The organism is Vibrio penaeicida, from assembly GCF_002933855.1.
GTDB classification, from domain to species: domain Bacteria; phylum Pseudomonadota; class Gammaproteobacteria; order Enterobacterales; family Vibrionaceae; genus Vibrio; species Vibrio penaeicida_A.
On sequence record NZ_BFAQ01000058.1, the window covers coordinates 24,099 to 38,680 of the forward strand.

Here is a 14,582-nt window from a genome sequence, read left to right on the forward strand (position 1 = left end):
GGCTCTGAATCCCACATCTTGCGGTCACTTGGGTATATAATGTGCCTACCAACGCGATCGATAACTTCGGTGACAAGAGCGACACGTCTTTTCTGCCTGCTTTAACCCTTGTTCCGCTAACGATAAATCCTGCTCTTTACTCCCTTGTTGAAAAGAGACATACCCGTTGTGAAGTTCAAACAACAGGGCATCAAACTTTTCAGGTTTGCTCCAAACTAATGCTTTTGCCTTACTCCCACTCTCGCTTCCGTGTGGAAACGCATTGAACAATAAGCCGCTGTTTTCAACGAGTACATCACTCGCTTCGAGTACTGCGTTCCAATCTATTTCAGACTTCTCGATCATTTCGACGGCTTCATCGGTCTTGGTTTCAATGATCGAAAATGCTTCTTGTCTCGATTCAATGGCATCGTCGTGCTTTGCCAATACACAGGCTGGCATAAACAACGCCACGTATGTAACTAGCTTGGTAAACCTTTTGTTAGACGCTCTCATCTTTTGTACACCCATAAGTTCTATTGACGCCGTTATGTGCGTCTTTTGTTTAGACCGAAATAATTTACAACACAATTATTGCACTTGCAACTATTGCAGATTATATTATTAGCAAAGCAATCAACTCAAGAGCGACATTATGAAAATTTGGGATTTACCAACTCGTATTTACCACTGGCTACAGGCTGTATTATTTATTGCATTGTTAGGATCAGGTTTTTCAGGCAATGGACCACACATCCAAATAGGACTTGTACTTTTCACCTTGTTGATGTGGCGGATATGCTGGGGGTTAATAGGGAGCACAACCAGTCGTTTTCAACAGTTTTTGGCATCACCCAGTACTGTCGTTAGGTATGTTAAGACCGGAAAGTCGAACCAAATTGGACACAACCCAGCAGGCGGGTGGATGGCGTTCTTGATGATATTCACGTTGTTATTTCAATGCTTATCTGGAATGGCAATCGCAGGGCAGTTTGATGGGTTAGTATTTGCCGAAAACGTCTTAACAGACGATGTATTTTTCGTTATTGAAAGCATGCATATGATCTGTGCTAGGCTCCTTCCGGCTCTCATTGCTTTGCATGTCGGAGCCATCGTTTTTTATAAATACAAAGGCATATCACTGACTTGGGCAATGGTGACTGGCATTCAAAAACACATAAACACTAACGTAACCGTCTATTTTGCTTCGAATATTCGTGCCTTAGTGGTGCTAGCCATTGCAATTTCCGTTACCATTGCAATAGTTGCATTTGCATAAGAGATGACTATGAGCGAAATATTTGAAAGAGAAAAAAGCTTTGGGTGGAAAGTGAACGTTGTCGCAGCGCATGTCGCAAAACTTCTGGAACAAGAACTGGCTAAACACGATTTTCCAAAAAGTTTTTGGCCCACCATGATGTGCCTTTGGGAACAAGAAGGCATGACTCAGCGAGAGCTTTCAGATAAATCTCGTATCGAAAACTCTACGACCACCAGAACCCTCGATAAACTGGAAGAGCGTGGCTGGGTTGAAAGACAAGCCGATCCAAATAGCCGTCGTTCTTACCGAATCTATCTAACAGAGGAAGGTCGAAAACTAAAAGGGACTTTGCAGCCTTTGGCTAACCAAGTGAATCAAAATGCGTTATCTCACTTAGAAGAGAAGGAACAGCAAGAATTACTTCGTCTACTCACAAAAGTCATGGACGGTGTCGCCGGAAAGTAAGCGGATTCGGCTAGAATATATTCAAGGTGCTAGGTTCAGCTGCTTCTTATCTATAGATTGAGTATTGCGGTAGGGTAACAGGCAAATTTCTGTTAGAGTCCTGCCCTTCTGAACTAGACCCAACCTGCTTCGGTAAGCGTAAGAATTTAGGAACTTGCTATGATGACAGATGAAGAAAGAATTGAACTGCAACAAAACAACCCATTACATGGGCTTAAGCTAGAAACCTTGCTGCAAGAATTGGTCGATTTTTACGGTTGGGATATTCTTGATACCGCAATGCGATTCAACTGCTTTAATACCAAACCATCGATAGCAAGCAGCGTTAAATATTTAAAAAAGACCGATTGGGCAAGGGAGAAGATCGAAAACTTCTACCTTTATCGCTTCAAACGTATGCCACGAGCTTCCGCTGAAGAATATGACTTGCCGCCCCGTGCTCGCACGTTTCCACATGGTCTTAAGCCGAAAGATCCTATGGTATTAACCGTTGATTCTATTTTAAAGTCACAAGCTAAAGCGGCTTCTGCTCACAAAGAGCGCTCCTCGAAAAATCGAAACTTCCGCCGCTAGAAATAGCAAGAACTAAAAAGCTAAAAATCAAAAAGCCAAACAGAGTTATTCTTGTTTGGCTTTTTTGATCAGGTATTCCACAACTGAGGTCATTTATCCGGTGCGTTTCCTACCTGCTTTTCTAACGCTAATATCGAAGCTCTTACACTCTCTGGAATATCGGTTTTAACATTGTCTTTAAAATCAAACATCACTCCTGTCGCGGTGCCGATTGTCGCGACTTTTCCCCACTTCTTACTGAACGCTTGGTATTCCATCGTAATACGATCATCTTGGATGTCGATAACTCGGCTGCCAATAAAAAGGGTGTCTGGATAGGTGATCGGCAATTTATACCGACACTGTGTATCTCGTAATACGGGACCTATGTGCGCTTTAGACATGTCGACTAATAGACCGATTTTATTGAAGTAATCGAGTCGAGCGGTTTCAAAATAGCGGAAATACACCACATTATTCACATGCTGAAGTGCATCCATTTCTCCCCAAGCAACTTGAATTTCAGTTACCACAGGAAAGTCTTTAAGCATTGAATCCATACTATCCATCCTTGATTTAGAGTTTTTATACTAGTTCCAAGCTTTCGATATGTAACATCAATGCTCAAAAGTTGTGAAATAAGTAAATTAAAAATCGCCAGAACGGATCGCCGTCACAGTGACTTCAATCAATACATCCCCTTCTAGAGCCACACCTAAGCACGCTCTTTGAGGCCAGTGATCGGGGTTGCTTCCCATCCAGTCGCACCAAACTTTGTCCATTTTAGGCTTATCGGACATGTTAGCGATGTAAACCTGAGCAGATACCATTTTGGATTTGTCACTGTTCAATTCAATCAGGTTATTTTGGATGGTTTTCAACGTAAGTTCGGTTTGCCCAATAATATCGAGAGACGTATCCGACGACGTGGCTACCGTCCACACAAGATCTTTGTAAGCCGATGATTTGTTTCTTCCCTGGTAGATCCCGCGTTTCCTTTCAATCATTTTCATTGCCCTTTATCATTTCTGAAGAACGCATTATTCCTTTTTCTCGTCAATATTGCTGCAAAAAGCCGAAGCTGAATGCATTTGAAAAAACACATCCAAAGGCGAGCAAGCAAGTATCTCGGTAACCATTTGATATAAAACAAATTTTATTAACATTGCTATCAATTATGCTTTATGCCGTTCTAGAGCTTGTTAAATATCGCTTCCATCCTTTACTACATTTAACTTACGGATGTTTTAAAAGACATCATGAGCCTTTCATTATGAAAGGATGACATAAAGCTAACCCGTCTCTAACACAAATGTTTGAAATAAGGACTAATCCTAATTCAACATCAAAACTCTGCTCATTTCTCTAATAACATAGAGCTCAATAAGCAAGGTGGAAATTTGGCATAACGACAATATGAGAATTAGAAAAGCGATATGAAATTTAGAAAAGACATAAATGGGCTTAGGGCTTTAGCCGTAATCGCAGTGGTGTTATTCCACTTTAACCCGAGTTGGGTACCTGGGGGGTTTGCTGGGGTTGATGTATTTTTCGTCATCTCTGGTTTCTTAATGACCAGTATCATCTTTAAGGGGTTAGATTCTGGCGACTTTTCCATACTTCGATTTTATTTCGCCCGCGCTAACCGAATTATCCCTGCCTTAGCGGTGATGTGCCTTTTCCTACTTATCTTTGGGTGGTTTTACTTAACACCAGTCGACTATAAAGACCTCAGTAAACACACAATAGGAAGCATCGGGTTCTTCTCAAATTTGGTGTATTGGAAAGAGTCGGGTTACTTCGACGCCGCCTCTCACGAGAAATGGCTACTTCATACTTGGTCACTGTCCGTTGAGTGGCAGTTTTACATTATCTACCCTGTTATTTTAGTCGCGCTCAAAAAGACCTTATCGCTAGAAACATTAAAGAAAGCCGTATTAGCAGCTACTGTGATTGGCTTTTTAAGCAGTGTTTTGATGACCTATCGCTGGCCAGATGCGTCTTACTACATGTTGCAAACTCGTGCTTGGGAAATGCTTCTTGGCGGCGTTGCATTCTTGTACCCACTCTCTTTGAGTTCAAAACATAAGGCAATTACCGAATATACCGGTCTGGTGCTCATACTGGCGTCGTATTTTCTGATGTCCGAGCATTCTTTATGGCCTGGGTATTTGGCGCTATTTCCTGTACTTGGTACGTATCTCATTATCGCCGCGCAACGAGATAACAGTGCGATAACACATAACGTATTCATGCAAAAAATCGGGCTTTGGTCTTACTCCATCTACTTATGGCACTGGCCGTTAGTGGTAGCAGGGGTTTATTTTGAATTACCTTATTGGATGTGGATCGGCATTCCAGCTTCCGTGCTATTGGGATTTGTTAGCCACGCGCTGATTGAATCAAAACGTCGAGCCATTCCAGCATTTAGCGTTCGTCCATTACTCACCTATCAGCCACTTTGGTTTGTAGCCATTGTAGGCATCATAGGCTCCGGTATCTTTATTACCAAAGGGGCTGAGTTCCACTATGATCCAAGCGTACTGGTTGCCAGTAACGAAGCGAACAACAAAAACCCAAGAAGAGACGAGTGTTTAGTTCGAAACAATCGAGATGAGTTTTGCCAGTATGGCGAAGGAAAAGTGGGCGCCATTGTATTGGGTGACAGCCATGCCGCCAGCATTGTGCGAACTGTCGAAAAGGTGTTGGATGGTGAAAGCTTAGCCGATTGGACGATGATGGGTTGCCGAACCATCAAGGGGATCTATAACACAAGAAACCATGGCATCCCTGATCACTCCTGCGGCGATTTTATCGAAGGTAAGCTCGCTAAACTGCCTCAATACCCTAACGTACCGGTGGTGATTCTTAATCGTTACGCCACATTGCTACAAGGTCCAAATGAACCTGAACTGGCTCACCGAAAAGATAAGGTAGAAGAGTTTTTCGAAGGTGAAGAGATCATTGATAAACGCGGCGAGGCTTATTCAACACAGGCGCTCGGCAAAATGTTCGACACAATATGCGCGATTTCTGAATCGAACCCAGTATACCTGTTGGAACCCATCCCTGAGTTAAAACGCAATGTCCCAAAAACCATGGCAAAAGAGTTACTCTGGGGAAATACCGAATTTAGGGTATCCATTTCAAGAAGCGAATACGATGAGAGAAACCAAGCCGTATTTCAAATGTTAAATACACTGCAAGATCAGTGTAATGTGCAGATTTTGCAGACATCCCAATACTTTTGTGATGACCAATCTTGCTATGGCGACATTGATGGTCGTCCAGCTTACTTCGATGATGATCATCTTAGCGAATACGGCAGCGTCGCGCTTTTATCTGAATTTCGTAAAATTGTTAACTAACGGCAGTTTTAGGTAGGTTGTTTTCAATATAAACCGCGTCTACTAGACAATATACTCAAACCACCTCAAGGTGCAGGATTCAGAGCTCTAGCATCTTGAGGTGGTTTGAGTATAGAAGGCGCGAGATACATTCACGAGTCACTCAAAACCCGTGCTCACTCAAAAAACCTATTTATTCAAAGCCAGAGTATCGAACCCCCGAAAGCTGTGCCATTTCTTTATGCCATGTGGCCAAGTCTTCTTTATTGAACTTCGAAAACGAATCATGACCACAAGCGCGCGCCATTACCTGCATAAGCTCCGTAGAGGCTTCAAAGAAATTCTTCAGCTGGTTCGATGCTTTAGCTACATTCAAACGCTGACGCAAATCGGCTTTTTGAGTGGCAATACCGGCCGGACAATTGTTGGTGTTACACATACGCGCAGCAACACACCCGATAGATTGCATTGCACTGTTCGATATCGCGACACCATCGGCGCCAAGCGCCATCGCTTTTACAAAATCCATAGGGACTCTTAGTCCACCCGTTACGATCAATGTCACCCTGCCGCTCGCACCCACCTCATCCAAGTAACGTCTTGCACGTGCTAGGGCGGGAATAGTCGGAACGCTAATATGATCTCGGAACATTTCTGGTGCCGCGCCTGTGCCGCCCCCTCGCCCGTCTAAAATGATGTAATCGGCGCTGGCGTCCAAGGCAAACTGAATATCTTTTTCGATGTGGTTTGCACTTAGCTTAAAGCCAATTGGAATACCGCCACCCACTTCCCTTACGCGATCGGCAAACCGCTTAAAGTCGGCAGCGGTGCTCAAGTCTTTAAACGTCGGGGGGGAAATTGCGGATTCACCTTCCGGAATCCCCCGTACTTGAGATATTTTCCCGATATTTTTCGTCCCCGGTAAATGTCCACCAGTACCCGTTTTGGCGCCTTGCCCACCTTTGAAGTGAAAAGCCTGTACTCGATGGAGTAACTCTTCTTTGTAGCCAAAGCCTGCACTCGCCAGTTCGTAAAAATAGCGCGAGTTTGCCGCTTGCTCTTCAGGTAACATGCCTCCTTCACCGGAACAAATCCCTGTACCAGCAAGCTCTGCGCCAGTGGCGAGTGACACCTTCGCTTCTTCCGATAACGCACCAAAACTCATGTCAGACACAAACAACGGGATTTTGAGTGTCAGTGGTTTTTTCGCTTCGGGACCTATCACCAATTCTGTATTCACAGCCACATCTTCTAACAAAGGTTTTGTTGCCATCTGAGCGACCATGACCTGAAGATCATCCCAATGCGGTAACTGATATCTCGGTACCCCCATTGAGGTCATGGGTCCGTGATGTCCGAGCTTAGACAATCCTTCACGAGCCAGTTGATGGATAAACTCCACTGTGGGCTCTTCTTTGGTTGCTGCTGCTGCGGGAGCCGATGAAGCACCAGCTTGTTGAATTTGCACACCTGGTCCTTCTTGACCTACTTGTTCAGCACTAAACTGTTTATGGCTACCATCGCAAAAAGGGGTATTCGCCGAATGTTTACATTGGCATAGGTATGATTCTCCATCTGTTTCTGCAGTAAATTTTTTGGGTTTGAAATCGGTTCCAGCATGGGACCCATCACAAAACGGTTGGTTTTTGGAGCGTCCACACGCGCAGAAGTAGTAGTCGTCTCCTTTTTTGAGATCGACTTTAACGGGCTTGTTATCAGCCACTACAGGTTTGCTCATCAGGTATTCCTTATTGTTTCCAGTGTGTTCAATGGCATAACCTCCTAGCAAATGTACTGGGGCAGCCTTATTTTTTTATGGCGAAACGCCTTTTTAAGCATAGGTTGATGAGCAAGAAATAAACATTTCAAGGTATGAGATTGAAGTTCTAAAAATTAGAATGCATGAAGAAAATGCCAAAAGTACTCATTCAGGGAGTTGATTACCAAGAGTTAGCATGTCCGACAATTTAAAGAATTAAATACATCTGAGCGGCTCTTTTGTTGTTAAAAGCGAGTGGCAAAGCTTTCAGTTTTCCACCGTGCTAACGTTGTTGATAGCATCCATGCTCTTCGCAAAAAAAATGCTCCTCGCAAAAAAAAGAGTGCAGGTAATCCTACACTCTTTGCTTTTAAGCGATGACTAAAGCCAATGCAAATTCTGTTATTGAGTGATGTCTTTTGATTCAACCTGCGGCTGCGGTTTATTCATGATTTTAGCGATAAGCGGGGCGGTATAACGAATGGTTTTCACTGCGTTTGCCATGTCTTTTAATCCACATGGTTGCTCATTACATTGGATATCCGGGTTTGAGAATGTGTAAGTGCGTTTGCTTACCCCAAATTTATGCCCGTAAGCCATGGTCGTTGCAAACTGACCGTCGACACCATAGCCATAGGCACCCGAATAAGATTTTCCATTGGTATGCGGCAACTTGCCTGAGTACTGCTCACGGGCATGATACAGCCCCATATTGTGCCCTAGCTCATGAACGAAAGTGTCGTCTTTACACTCATTGGTATAAACGTGGCTATACAGCTTACGTTTAATGTATTCCGGCGAGTTATCGTGGAAGTATTTGGTGAGCAAGTGCGCCCGGCCACACTGCTTAGATATAGAGTTGTACGTTTTATCGCCTTTGGTTATTTTTTCTTTGGCGTAATCAGGTGAATTTTTAATGTCTAATGTACGAAACAGCGTCACCACATCTGCCCCCAGTTCTGCCCGTTTTCTTTCGACATTTTTGAACGCTTTGTTCGTATATCCTTTGGTGTCGGGAGTGATGTTGTTCAACGCCACCTTTTGTGAGATTTTCTGCACTTCTTCGTCGTACTTTACCTCCATGGTGCCTACGAGATTGATGCTGACACTCGTCTTACTCATTTGATGGATCATATTGGCAACGTTCACTTTGTGTTGAATCGCGCTAATAGGGTCATCGCTGTAATGCGCCTTTAACCCCGGAGTGTACACACCAAGCAAGTCAATTTCGGTTACCATCGCTTCAATAACCTCTGTTGGCTGTTTTTGCTCTGCCTGAGCGTATATGACAGGTGTGAAGAATCCTGCGGTCAAGACTGCCGCAATGCCTACTATTTTCATGTTCGTCCTTTTATATAACGAGTATTGAGGTGATTTCTTGATGTATACCCAAATGACCGAGAGGTATTTGGGTATCGTATGAAAAATTATTGGGGAGAGGGTTCTTCGAAGTGCTCTTGGGATACTTCATACAACCATGCCGTATTATTTAACCCTGTAACTTTATATTCAGAGTCAGGATGACCGATAAAACCAAATACATTACGCTCACCGAAAGTAAATACGGCTGGGTAATCGTAACCGTTAGATTTAAAAACACCCGACCAAGTTTTGGTATTATTTATTTGTTTTCTATCTTGAGTAATTGCAATTGAAATTTTTTCACCATTGGGAAGTAATATATGTACGCTATCTCCAGATGATAAATTCGAAAATTCATTAATATTACGAAATTCAATGGCGGATAGATTTTCATTACCTACGCTAAACGGTTTAATTTTGTCTATTGGTAATGTATCTGTCACTTCAAACCAAGGCTCTTCAATTTCCAAATGAACATCCTTATCCAAATCGGAACCATGGTTATTCGTATCTATCGTAGCGGTTTTCGAAGGGTTAGCAGTGTTGTCGCCGGATAATTTCTCAGTGGCTACATCTATATCGGCAATACTCTTCTTTGTATGATGATGACCAATGTCGTTTTGGTGAGGCGAGTGAGAGCCCGTATTATTTTCAGTCCCTTGTTTTACTTTCTGGTTTTGTTGTGAGGGCTTTTCATCATCCAGAAATACCACAGCAGCAACACCCAAAATCAAAACGAAGTACAGTATAATCTTACTCATAGCAATCACCCTTTTTTAGATGAGTGCATTATTAATTTAGTCTGAAAATTTATAAAAACAAAAACGTTATTATTGAATATACTATGGCTGAAAGTCACATTTTTGAAAAACTGATATATTTATCGTACAGCGAACACAACCTCACTCTTAAATATAAGACAAGAAATCACGATTTTAAGATAAATGATTAATAAGGAATAATCCGTTAATTCTAGGAAACTACTCTTTAGAGAGCACACGATATTCGCAGTATTGCTTTATATCTTGATTATTGATCCCATTACACACGCTTACAGAACTCTAATGCTGAGTTTGTATAATTCTTAGCTATAAATGGACTTTCATAAAGCGTAATACCTCAATGGTCAAATTACTTCGCGGTTTCCTCCAACACGTAACAACACAGAGCAGACGACGCTATCTACCTGTACTGTTTATTCTATGCGCGTCAACCAGCCATCTTACACTTGCAGAATCGATAGAAGTGAAGAATGAGGGCATCACTCTGGCATTAAAGTTTTCTGAACAAGCCGAACGCTACGATAAAGAACGCTATATTCAAGCAGCCCAAGAATGGTTGCAATACGTTAAATCGGTTGGGGGCTCACCTCACCATACGCTTACCCTTCACATAAAGATAAGCGATAGTATTCAACCTGATGGCGAAGCCATTATCGAAGAATACGCCGATATAAATGGCGCAGCGTTTCCCGTAACGGCAACAATGTGGATTCATTCACGAACCCATGAAGACTCTTTTGATCCAACTGACTATCAAACCACTTTGCGACATGAGCTTGCGCACGTGTTTGGTATTGGCATTCTCACCGTACCCTACACTGAAGCGCATACGTTAATGAAGGGTCCTGCATATTGCTTGAAAGGAAGCCAAGCCGTACGTTGGTATAACCACCTATATGATAACAACTACCCCTGCTTACCTTTGTCCTTATCTGGCGATCATTTTTATGATCACTATCTAATAGAAGATCCTATCCGCTATGACCTTCATGGTAATGCAATTCCCCCTCTTACACCCGAGGTGGCGGCTAATGGTGAAAAAATCGGCATTATTACCGTCGCCTTACTCGAAGATTTAGGCTACCAAGTGGAATACCCTGAAATCTCTTTTTTAGAATAGCCCCATAGGTTTAGTGTTTTTCCACCGCTTAAATAGGCGTACACTCGTTGCACACCAGCCTATAACAAGAAGGATTTATGTAATGATTGAACAAGGACAAACACTTCCAGAAGGTTCACTGAGCGAACTAACAGCCGACGGCATGTCAACCCATGAGGTTACCGAGCTGTTTGCTGGGAAGAAAGCCGTGTTGTTTGCCGTACCTGGAGCTTTTACGCCGACGTGTTCAGAAGCACACTTGCCTGGCTATGTCGTACTTGCTGATCAGTTCAAAGAAAAAGGCGTAGACTTCATTGCTTGTGTTTCGGTTAACGATGCATTTGTAATGCAAGCTTGGGGAGAGGCGCAAAACGCTAACGAAATCCTAATGCTGGCAGATGGCGATGCAAGCTTTACCAAAGCACTTGGATTGGTAAAAGAGACGGGATCTTTTGGAGGCATTCGTTCTGAACGCTATGCGATGATCGTTGAAAACGGCGTAGTGACCACACTGAACGTAGAACCACCTAAAACGTTTGAAGGCAGTAAAGCAGAGGCGATTCTGGCGCTGCTTTAATCGTTGTGATTAGAACCGCTAAAGGCAGACTTGGTCTGCCTTTTTCTTGGGTTCATTCCACCCACTTTTTCATATCAAAAAACAAATCATCTTCAGAAATCACGTCAAAACCCAGTTTTTGATACAACTTTAGTGCGGGCACATTATTTTTAAAGCAACTAAGAGTAATCGGCAGCGCCTTGCCTTTCGCTTCTTGCTCTATCCAGCTCATTGCTTTTTGCGCAAGCCCACGACCTTGTGATTGTTTGAATACAATAAGTAAATGAACATGCACACTTTCGGGTGTGGATTTGTGAATAACCAAGCCCGCCTTATTTCCTTCAGACTTAAGCCAATAGAACCATTCTGGCTTTAGCCTATTGGTGAACCCATTGTATTGATAATCTTCGTCCCAGCCCAACGCCTCATCAATCGTAGGCTTCATGTACTCTTTAAAGATCGGGTAAGCGTTGGAATATTCATTCGCAGAAAGAGGTGTTAAGTTCATGTCGCTATTCAATGCTATTTTGATGTCCATATAATAGGGTTATACGTCTAAATTCACGGCTCTAAAAGTTGGTGGAAGTTGGTGAGAACATTCAAATAAATCGTGCATATCAGGATGACATAAGCCAAATAAAGGAAGCGATGCAGCCCCAATAGAAACAGTGTGAAGGCTGTCTTTGGCAAGAGTGATCCGTTGGCGAGTCCGTTCGTGACGCTCACAAATAGAAGGAAAAAGCGGCAGCGTTGCGTCCACCAGCCTTTCCATAACACGTTCGGATAGTTGGCTCCCCAACACTATGCTTTCTGGCTCAAACAAATTTTCAAGTATGTTAATGGCAAATCTTAAGCGTTGACCGGATTCATCAATCCAACGTTGAACGACTTCATCATGCTCCCAATGCTCGTCAATAAATGCAGGAAGCTGAAGATCTGAGCCAGAATAATTCAGCATGGTTTTTAGTGCTTGCAGCGACAAGTGGGTTTCAATGTAATCTGTCGAACCTGAATTGTGCCAATGAATTCGACCAATTTCCCCTGCATTACTCCACGCCCCTTTGTATGGCTGGTTGTTGGTGATAATACCTGCACCCAATCCGTTACCAATATAAAGGTAGATAAAGTTGTCTAACCTGTCTCCACGGCAACTGAAACTGTGGCTGATAGCAGCAGAGGTCGCATCGTTTTCCAAATAAACCGGATAAGCCAGCTTTTCACTCAATTTGTGTGTTAAATCCAACTTACCCCACGCTTGCCAAGCATTGGCAACTGGGTGATGTTCGGTGTCATCTTTAAGCAGAGTGGCCACGGCGGCGCCAACTCCTATCAGCGACTGGCGGGAATTCGGCACCATATCAAGCAAACTATTTACCACTCTATCAAGTTGGTTTATCACGTAATCAGGCTCTAGGCTTGTTAGCTCTGCTTGGTGATCTGCCAGCAAATTTAGATTCAGATCCACTAAACTTGCACTCACAAACCCTTGATCAATCTGCAACCCAATAGACAAACACGAAGCAGGATTCACTTCCAACAATGTTTGGGGTTGTCCTCGCTTACCTTGCACCTTCCCAACTTCTAGAACATAGCCCGTTTGAATAAGCTCTCTAACCAAATTGGTAATGGTTTGGTTTCTCAGCCCAGACTGCTGCGCCACGCTCACACGGCTAATCCGAGGGTGCCGCCGAATAATTTCGAAAACCACACTCAGGTTTGAACGCTTGGTATGTTCGTGGTTCTTACCTTTCACTTTTACTTCCTTGTCGTACTCTTATTTCCGAAACTTTGTCTGTGACCAAAATCAGCGATTCCTTAGGTTACCTCTGATTAGTTCAGAAACAAGTTAACAAAATCCCACAATTGGAAAGCCGTTCGGTTTAATTGCGAAATTATACCCAAGTAACCTCAATTGTCCTTCTACCCTAACTCATTGAATTCACAAAACCTACGAAATAAATTCAAATTCAGATCACAATTAATCGATCAAAAAATATACAACAATGACCTTTCTATCATTTAATTCCATTCAATGGATTTATTTACTCAACCCGAAAATGTGCGATCCCAACGTATCTACATATTCAGGTTGACTCGGGTCGGCAGACCCTAACACATGGAGGTGATATGAATAAGTTCTTACCACTTTTGGCGCTGAGTATGTTAGCGAGTAGTTATACGCTTAATGCCCAAGCTGAAGAAGTCACAGTGTTTTGCAGCTCATCTGGCGTAGAGTTACAACTCTGCAAAGATGGGACTAACGCATGGGCAAAAGAAACGGGCAACGAGGTCACTGTTGTTACCTTGCCAGCAAGTTGGGATGACGTACTGCCTCTTTATCAACAATTGCTAACGGCTAAATCTAAAGATATTGATGTGCTCATCTTGGATACTATTTGGCCAGGGGCGTTGAAATCTCACCTACTCGATATGAATGAGTACGCCAAACCAGAGAGTATTTCTCAGCACTTCAGTGCCGCAGTAGAAGGTACAACGGTTAACGGAAAAGTACTGTCCATTCCTTGGTACATGGACACTGGAATGCTGTTCTACAGAAAAGACTTACTGGAAAAATACGGCTATAACCCACCTAAGACCTATCAAGAACTCACAAAGATTGCGCAAGATGTCCAAGCAAAAGAACGAAAATCAGGAAACCCAGATTTTTGGGGATACGCATGGCAAGGACGGTCATATGAAGGCTTAACGTGCAACGCGATCGAATGGTTTGGCTCGACAGATGGCGGCACCATTATTGATGAAAATGGTGACATTACCGTCAATACCTCTGCCAATCGCGAGATTCTCAAAACAGCGTCAAGTTGGATAAATACAATCAGCCCACCGGGCACATTAAACTACGACGAAGAGTCGTCTCGTGGTGTTTTCCAAAATGGAAACGCCCTTTTTCACCGTAACTGGTCGTATGTATGGAGCCTTGCCAATTCGGAAGACTCCGTCATCAAAGACAAAGTGGGTGTGGTTGCATTGCCGAAAGGCTCCCCTGATGGCATCCATGCTGGCTGTTACGGAACCGCATTGCTTGGGGTATCCAAGTATTCTCGCTCCCCAAAAACCGCAGTGAGCTTAGTGAACTACCTGACGGGAATGAGCGAGCAAAAACGTCGCGCTATTGAAGCCAGTTACAGCCCCACTCTGCCGGCACTTTACAACGATGCTGATGTTCTAAAAGCAAACCCGTTTTTAGCCGACATGCAGACATCGTTCGCCAATGTGGTTGCCCGTCCTTCTCAGGTGACTGGTGATCAGTACAGCCGAGTGAGTAACACCATTTGGAAACAAGTTCATAAAGCTCTGTCTGGAGAGATCAGTGCTGAGAAAGCGCTTGAACAAATGGAATCGGAGCTGAAAAGGCTGAAAAAACGCGGCAAGTGGTAAACCACGCCGTGCTTGGCAGGC

The 14,582-nt window shown here is 43.4% G+C and carries 15 protein-coding genes; 7 read left to right on the top strand and 8 right to left on the bottom strand.

Annotated elements, in window-relative coordinates:
* Positions 1-45: 45 nt before the first annotated feature.
* A complete protein-coding gene (locus tag VPNCDNU1_RS26935) occupies positions 46-495 on the bottom strand; it encodes a c-type cytochrome (RefSeq protein WP_167404899.1) in 450 nt (149 codons plus the stop codon).
* 139 nt (positions 496-634) lie between these two features.
* Between VPNCDNU1_RS26935 and VPNCDNU1_RS26940 the strand changes: the two genes are divergently transcribed.
* The 3 genes from VPNCDNU1_RS26940 (at position 635) to VPNCDNU1_RS26950 (ending at position 2,278) form a co-directional block, all read left to right on the top strand.
* Positions 635-1,258 carry a cytochrome b/b6 domain-containing protein gene (locus VPNCDNU1_RS26940; protein WP_104403241.1) on the top strand — a complete coding sequence of 208 codons (624 nt, stop codon included), beginning with the start codon at positions 635-637 and terminating at the stop codon, positions 1,256-1,258.
* Between the two features lie 9 nt (positions 1,259-1,267).
* Positions 1,268-1,705 carry a MarR family winged helix-turn-helix transcriptional regulator gene (locus tag VPNCDNU1_RS26945; RefSeq protein ID WP_104403242.1) on the top strand — a complete coding sequence of 146 codons (438 nt, stop codon included), beginning with the start codon at positions 1,268-1,270 and terminating at the stop codon, positions 1,703-1,705.
* 159 nt (positions 1,706-1,864) lie between these two features.
* On the top strand, positions 1,865-2,278 hold the full coding sequence (locus VPNCDNU1_RS26950) for a VF530 family DNA-binding protein (RefSeq protein ID WP_104403243.1): 414 nt from the start codon (positions 1,865-1,867) through the stop codon (positions 2,276-2,278).
* Positions 2,279-2,367: 89 nt separating this feature from the next.
* On the opposite strand, the gene VPNCDNU1_RS26955 is transcribed toward VPNCDNU1_RS26950, so the two are convergent.
* Together VPNCDNU1_RS26955 and VPNCDNU1_RS26960 are read right to left on the bottom strand one after the other, a co-directional pair.
* Complete coding sequence (locus VPNCDNU1_RS26955) at positions 2,368-2,817, bottom strand: acyl-CoA thioesterase (RefSeq protein WP_104403244.1); 450 nt, start codon at positions 2,815-2,817, stop codon at positions 2,368-2,370.
* 87 nt (positions 2,818-2,904) lie between these two features.
* Positions 2,905-3,264, bottom strand: coding sequence for a RidA family protein (locus VPNCDNU1_RS26960; RefSeq protein WP_104403267.1), 360 nt, complete (start codon positions 3,262-3,264; stop codon positions 2,905-2,907).
* Positions 3,265-3,693: 429 nt separating this feature from the next.
* On the opposite strand from VPNCDNU1_RS26960, the gene VPNCDNU1_RS26965 reads away from it, so the two are divergent.
* Positions 3,694-5,625, top strand: coding sequence for an acyltransferase family protein (locus tag VPNCDNU1_RS26965; protein WP_104403245.1), 1,932 nt, complete (start codon positions 3,694-3,696; stop codon positions 5,623-5,625).
* A gap of 172 nt (positions 5,626-5,797) precedes the next feature.
* On the opposite strand, the gene VPNCDNU1_RS26970 is transcribed toward VPNCDNU1_RS26965, so the two are convergent.
* From VPNCDNU1_RS26970 to VPNCDNU1_RS26980, 3 genes are all read right to left on the bottom strand, one after another.
* The gene (locus tag VPNCDNU1_RS26970) at positions 5,798-7,342 is read right to left on the bottom strand and encodes a glutamate synthase-related protein (RefSeq protein ID WP_104403246.1); all 1,545 of its coding nucleotides are present in this window, start codon (positions 7,340-7,342) and stop codon (positions 5,798-5,800) included.
* Between the two features lie 423 nt (positions 7,343-7,765).
* The gene (locus VPNCDNU1_RS26975; RefSeq protein WP_104403247.1) at positions 7,766-8,704 is read right to left on the bottom strand and encodes a zinc-dependent metalloprotease family protein; all 939 of its coding nucleotides are present in this window, start codon (positions 8,702-8,704) and stop codon (positions 7,766-7,768) included.
* Between the two features lie 86 nt (positions 8,705-8,790).
* Positions 8,791-9,486: a hypothetical protein gene (locus VPNCDNU1_RS26980; protein ID WP_104403248.1), complete on the bottom strand. Its 696-nt coding sequence runs from the start codon at positions 9,484-9,486 to the stop codon at positions 8,791-8,793.
* A 361-nt stretch (positions 9,487-9,847) separates the two neighbouring features.
* Between VPNCDNU1_RS26980 and VPNCDNU1_RS26985 the strand changes: the two genes are divergently transcribed.
* Positions 9,848-10,627: a hypothetical protein gene (locus VPNCDNU1_RS26985; RefSeq protein WP_104403249.1), complete on the top strand. Its 780-nt coding sequence runs from the start codon at positions 9,848-9,850 to the stop codon at positions 10,625-10,627.
* An 82-nt stretch (positions 10,628-10,709) separates the two neighbouring features.
* Positions 10,710-11,183 carry a peroxiredoxin gene (locus VPNCDNU1_RS26990; protein ID WP_104403250.1) on the top strand — a complete coding sequence of 158 codons (474 nt, stop codon included), beginning with the start codon at positions 10,710-10,712 and terminating at the stop codon, positions 11,181-11,183.
* A gap of 52 nt (positions 11,184-11,235) precedes the next feature.
* Here the strand turns inward: VPNCDNU1_RS26990 and VPNCDNU1_RS26995 are convergent, their stop codons facing one another.
* Both VPNCDNU1_RS26995 and VPNCDNU1_RS27000 read right to left on the bottom strand, forming a co-directional pair.
* The gene (locus VPNCDNU1_RS26995) at positions 11,236-11,670 is read right to left on the bottom strand and encodes a GNAT family N-acetyltransferase (RefSeq protein WP_104403251.1); all 435 of its coding nucleotides are present in this window, start codon (positions 11,668-11,670) and stop codon (positions 11,236-11,238) included.
* A 39-nt stretch (positions 11,671-11,709) separates the two neighbouring features.
* Positions 11,710-12,915: an ROK family transcriptional regulator gene (locus VPNCDNU1_RS27000; protein ID WP_104403252.1), complete on the bottom strand. Its 1,206-nt coding sequence runs from the start codon at positions 12,913-12,915 to the stop codon at positions 11,710-11,712.
* Positions 12,916-13,289: 374 nt separating this feature from the next.
* Between VPNCDNU1_RS27000 and VPNCDNU1_RS27005 the strand changes: the two genes are divergently transcribed.
* The gene (locus tag VPNCDNU1_RS27005) at positions 13,290-14,561 is read left to right on the top strand and encodes an ABC transporter substrate-binding protein (protein WP_104403253.1); all 1,272 of its coding nucleotides are present in this window, start codon (positions 13,290-13,292) and stop codon (positions 14,559-14,561) included.
* Positions 14,562-14,582 lie beyond the last annotated feature (21 nt).

Bases quoted from the DNA above. Each gene is read 5' to 3' on its own strand.
- VPNCDNU1_RS26995 (WP_104403251.1), bottom strand. From the start codon at position 11,670: ATGAACTTAACACCTCTTTCTGCGAATGAATATTCCAACGCTTACCCG.
- VPNCDNU1_RS26935 (WP_167404899.1), bottom strand. From the start codon at position 495: ATGAGAGCGTCTAACAAAAGGTTTACCAAGCTAGTTACATACGTGGCG.
- VPNCDNU1_RS26955 (WP_104403244.1), bottom strand. From the start codon at position 2,817: ATGGATTCAATGCTTAAAGACTTTCCTGTGGTAACTGAAATTCAAGTT.
- VPNCDNU1_RS26975 (WP_104403247.1), bottom strand. From the start codon at position 8,704: ATGAAAATAGTAGGCATTGCGGCAGTCTTGACCGCAGGATTCTTCACA.
- VPNCDNU1_RS26965 (WP_104403245.1), top strand. From the start codon at position 3,694: ATGAAATTTAGAAAAGACATAAATGGGCTTAGGGCTTTAGCCGTAATC.
- VPNCDNU1_RS27005 (WP_104403253.1), top strand. From the start codon at position 13,290: ATGAATAAGTTCTTACCACTTTTGGCGCTGAGTATGTTAGCGAGTAGT.
- VPNCDNU1_RS26970 (WP_104403246.1), bottom strand. From the start codon at position 7,342: ATGAGCAAACCTGTAGTGGCTGATAACAAGCCCGTTAAAGTCGATCTC.
- VPNCDNU1_RS26985 (WP_104403249.1), top strand. From the start codon at position 9,848: ATGGTCAAATTACTTCGCGGTTTCCTCCAACACGTAACAACACAGAGC.
- VPNCDNU1_RS26950 (WP_104403243.1), top strand. From the start codon at position 1,865: ATGATGACAGATGAAGAAAGAATTGAACTGCAACAAAACAACCCATTA.
- VPNCDNU1_RS26940 (WP_104403241.1), top strand. From the start codon at position 635: ATGAAAATTTGGGATTTACCAACTCGTATTTACCACTGGCTACAGGCT.
- VPNCDNU1_RS26990 (WP_104403250.1), top strand. From the start codon at position 10,710: ATGATTGAACAAGGACAAACACTTCCAGAAGGTTCACTGAGCGAACTA.
- VPNCDNU1_RS26945 (WP_104403242.1), top strand. From the start codon at position 1,268: ATGAGCGAAATATTTGAAAGAGAAAAAAGCTTTGGGTGGAAAGTGAAC.
- VPNCDNU1_RS26960 (WP_104403267.1), bottom strand. From the start codon at position 3,264: ATGATTGAAAGGAAACGCGGGATCTACCAGGGAAGAAACAAATCATCG.
- VPNCDNU1_RS26980 (WP_104403248.1), bottom strand. From the start codon at position 9,486: ATGAGTAAGATTATACTGTACTTCGTTTTGATTTTGGGTGTTGCTGCT.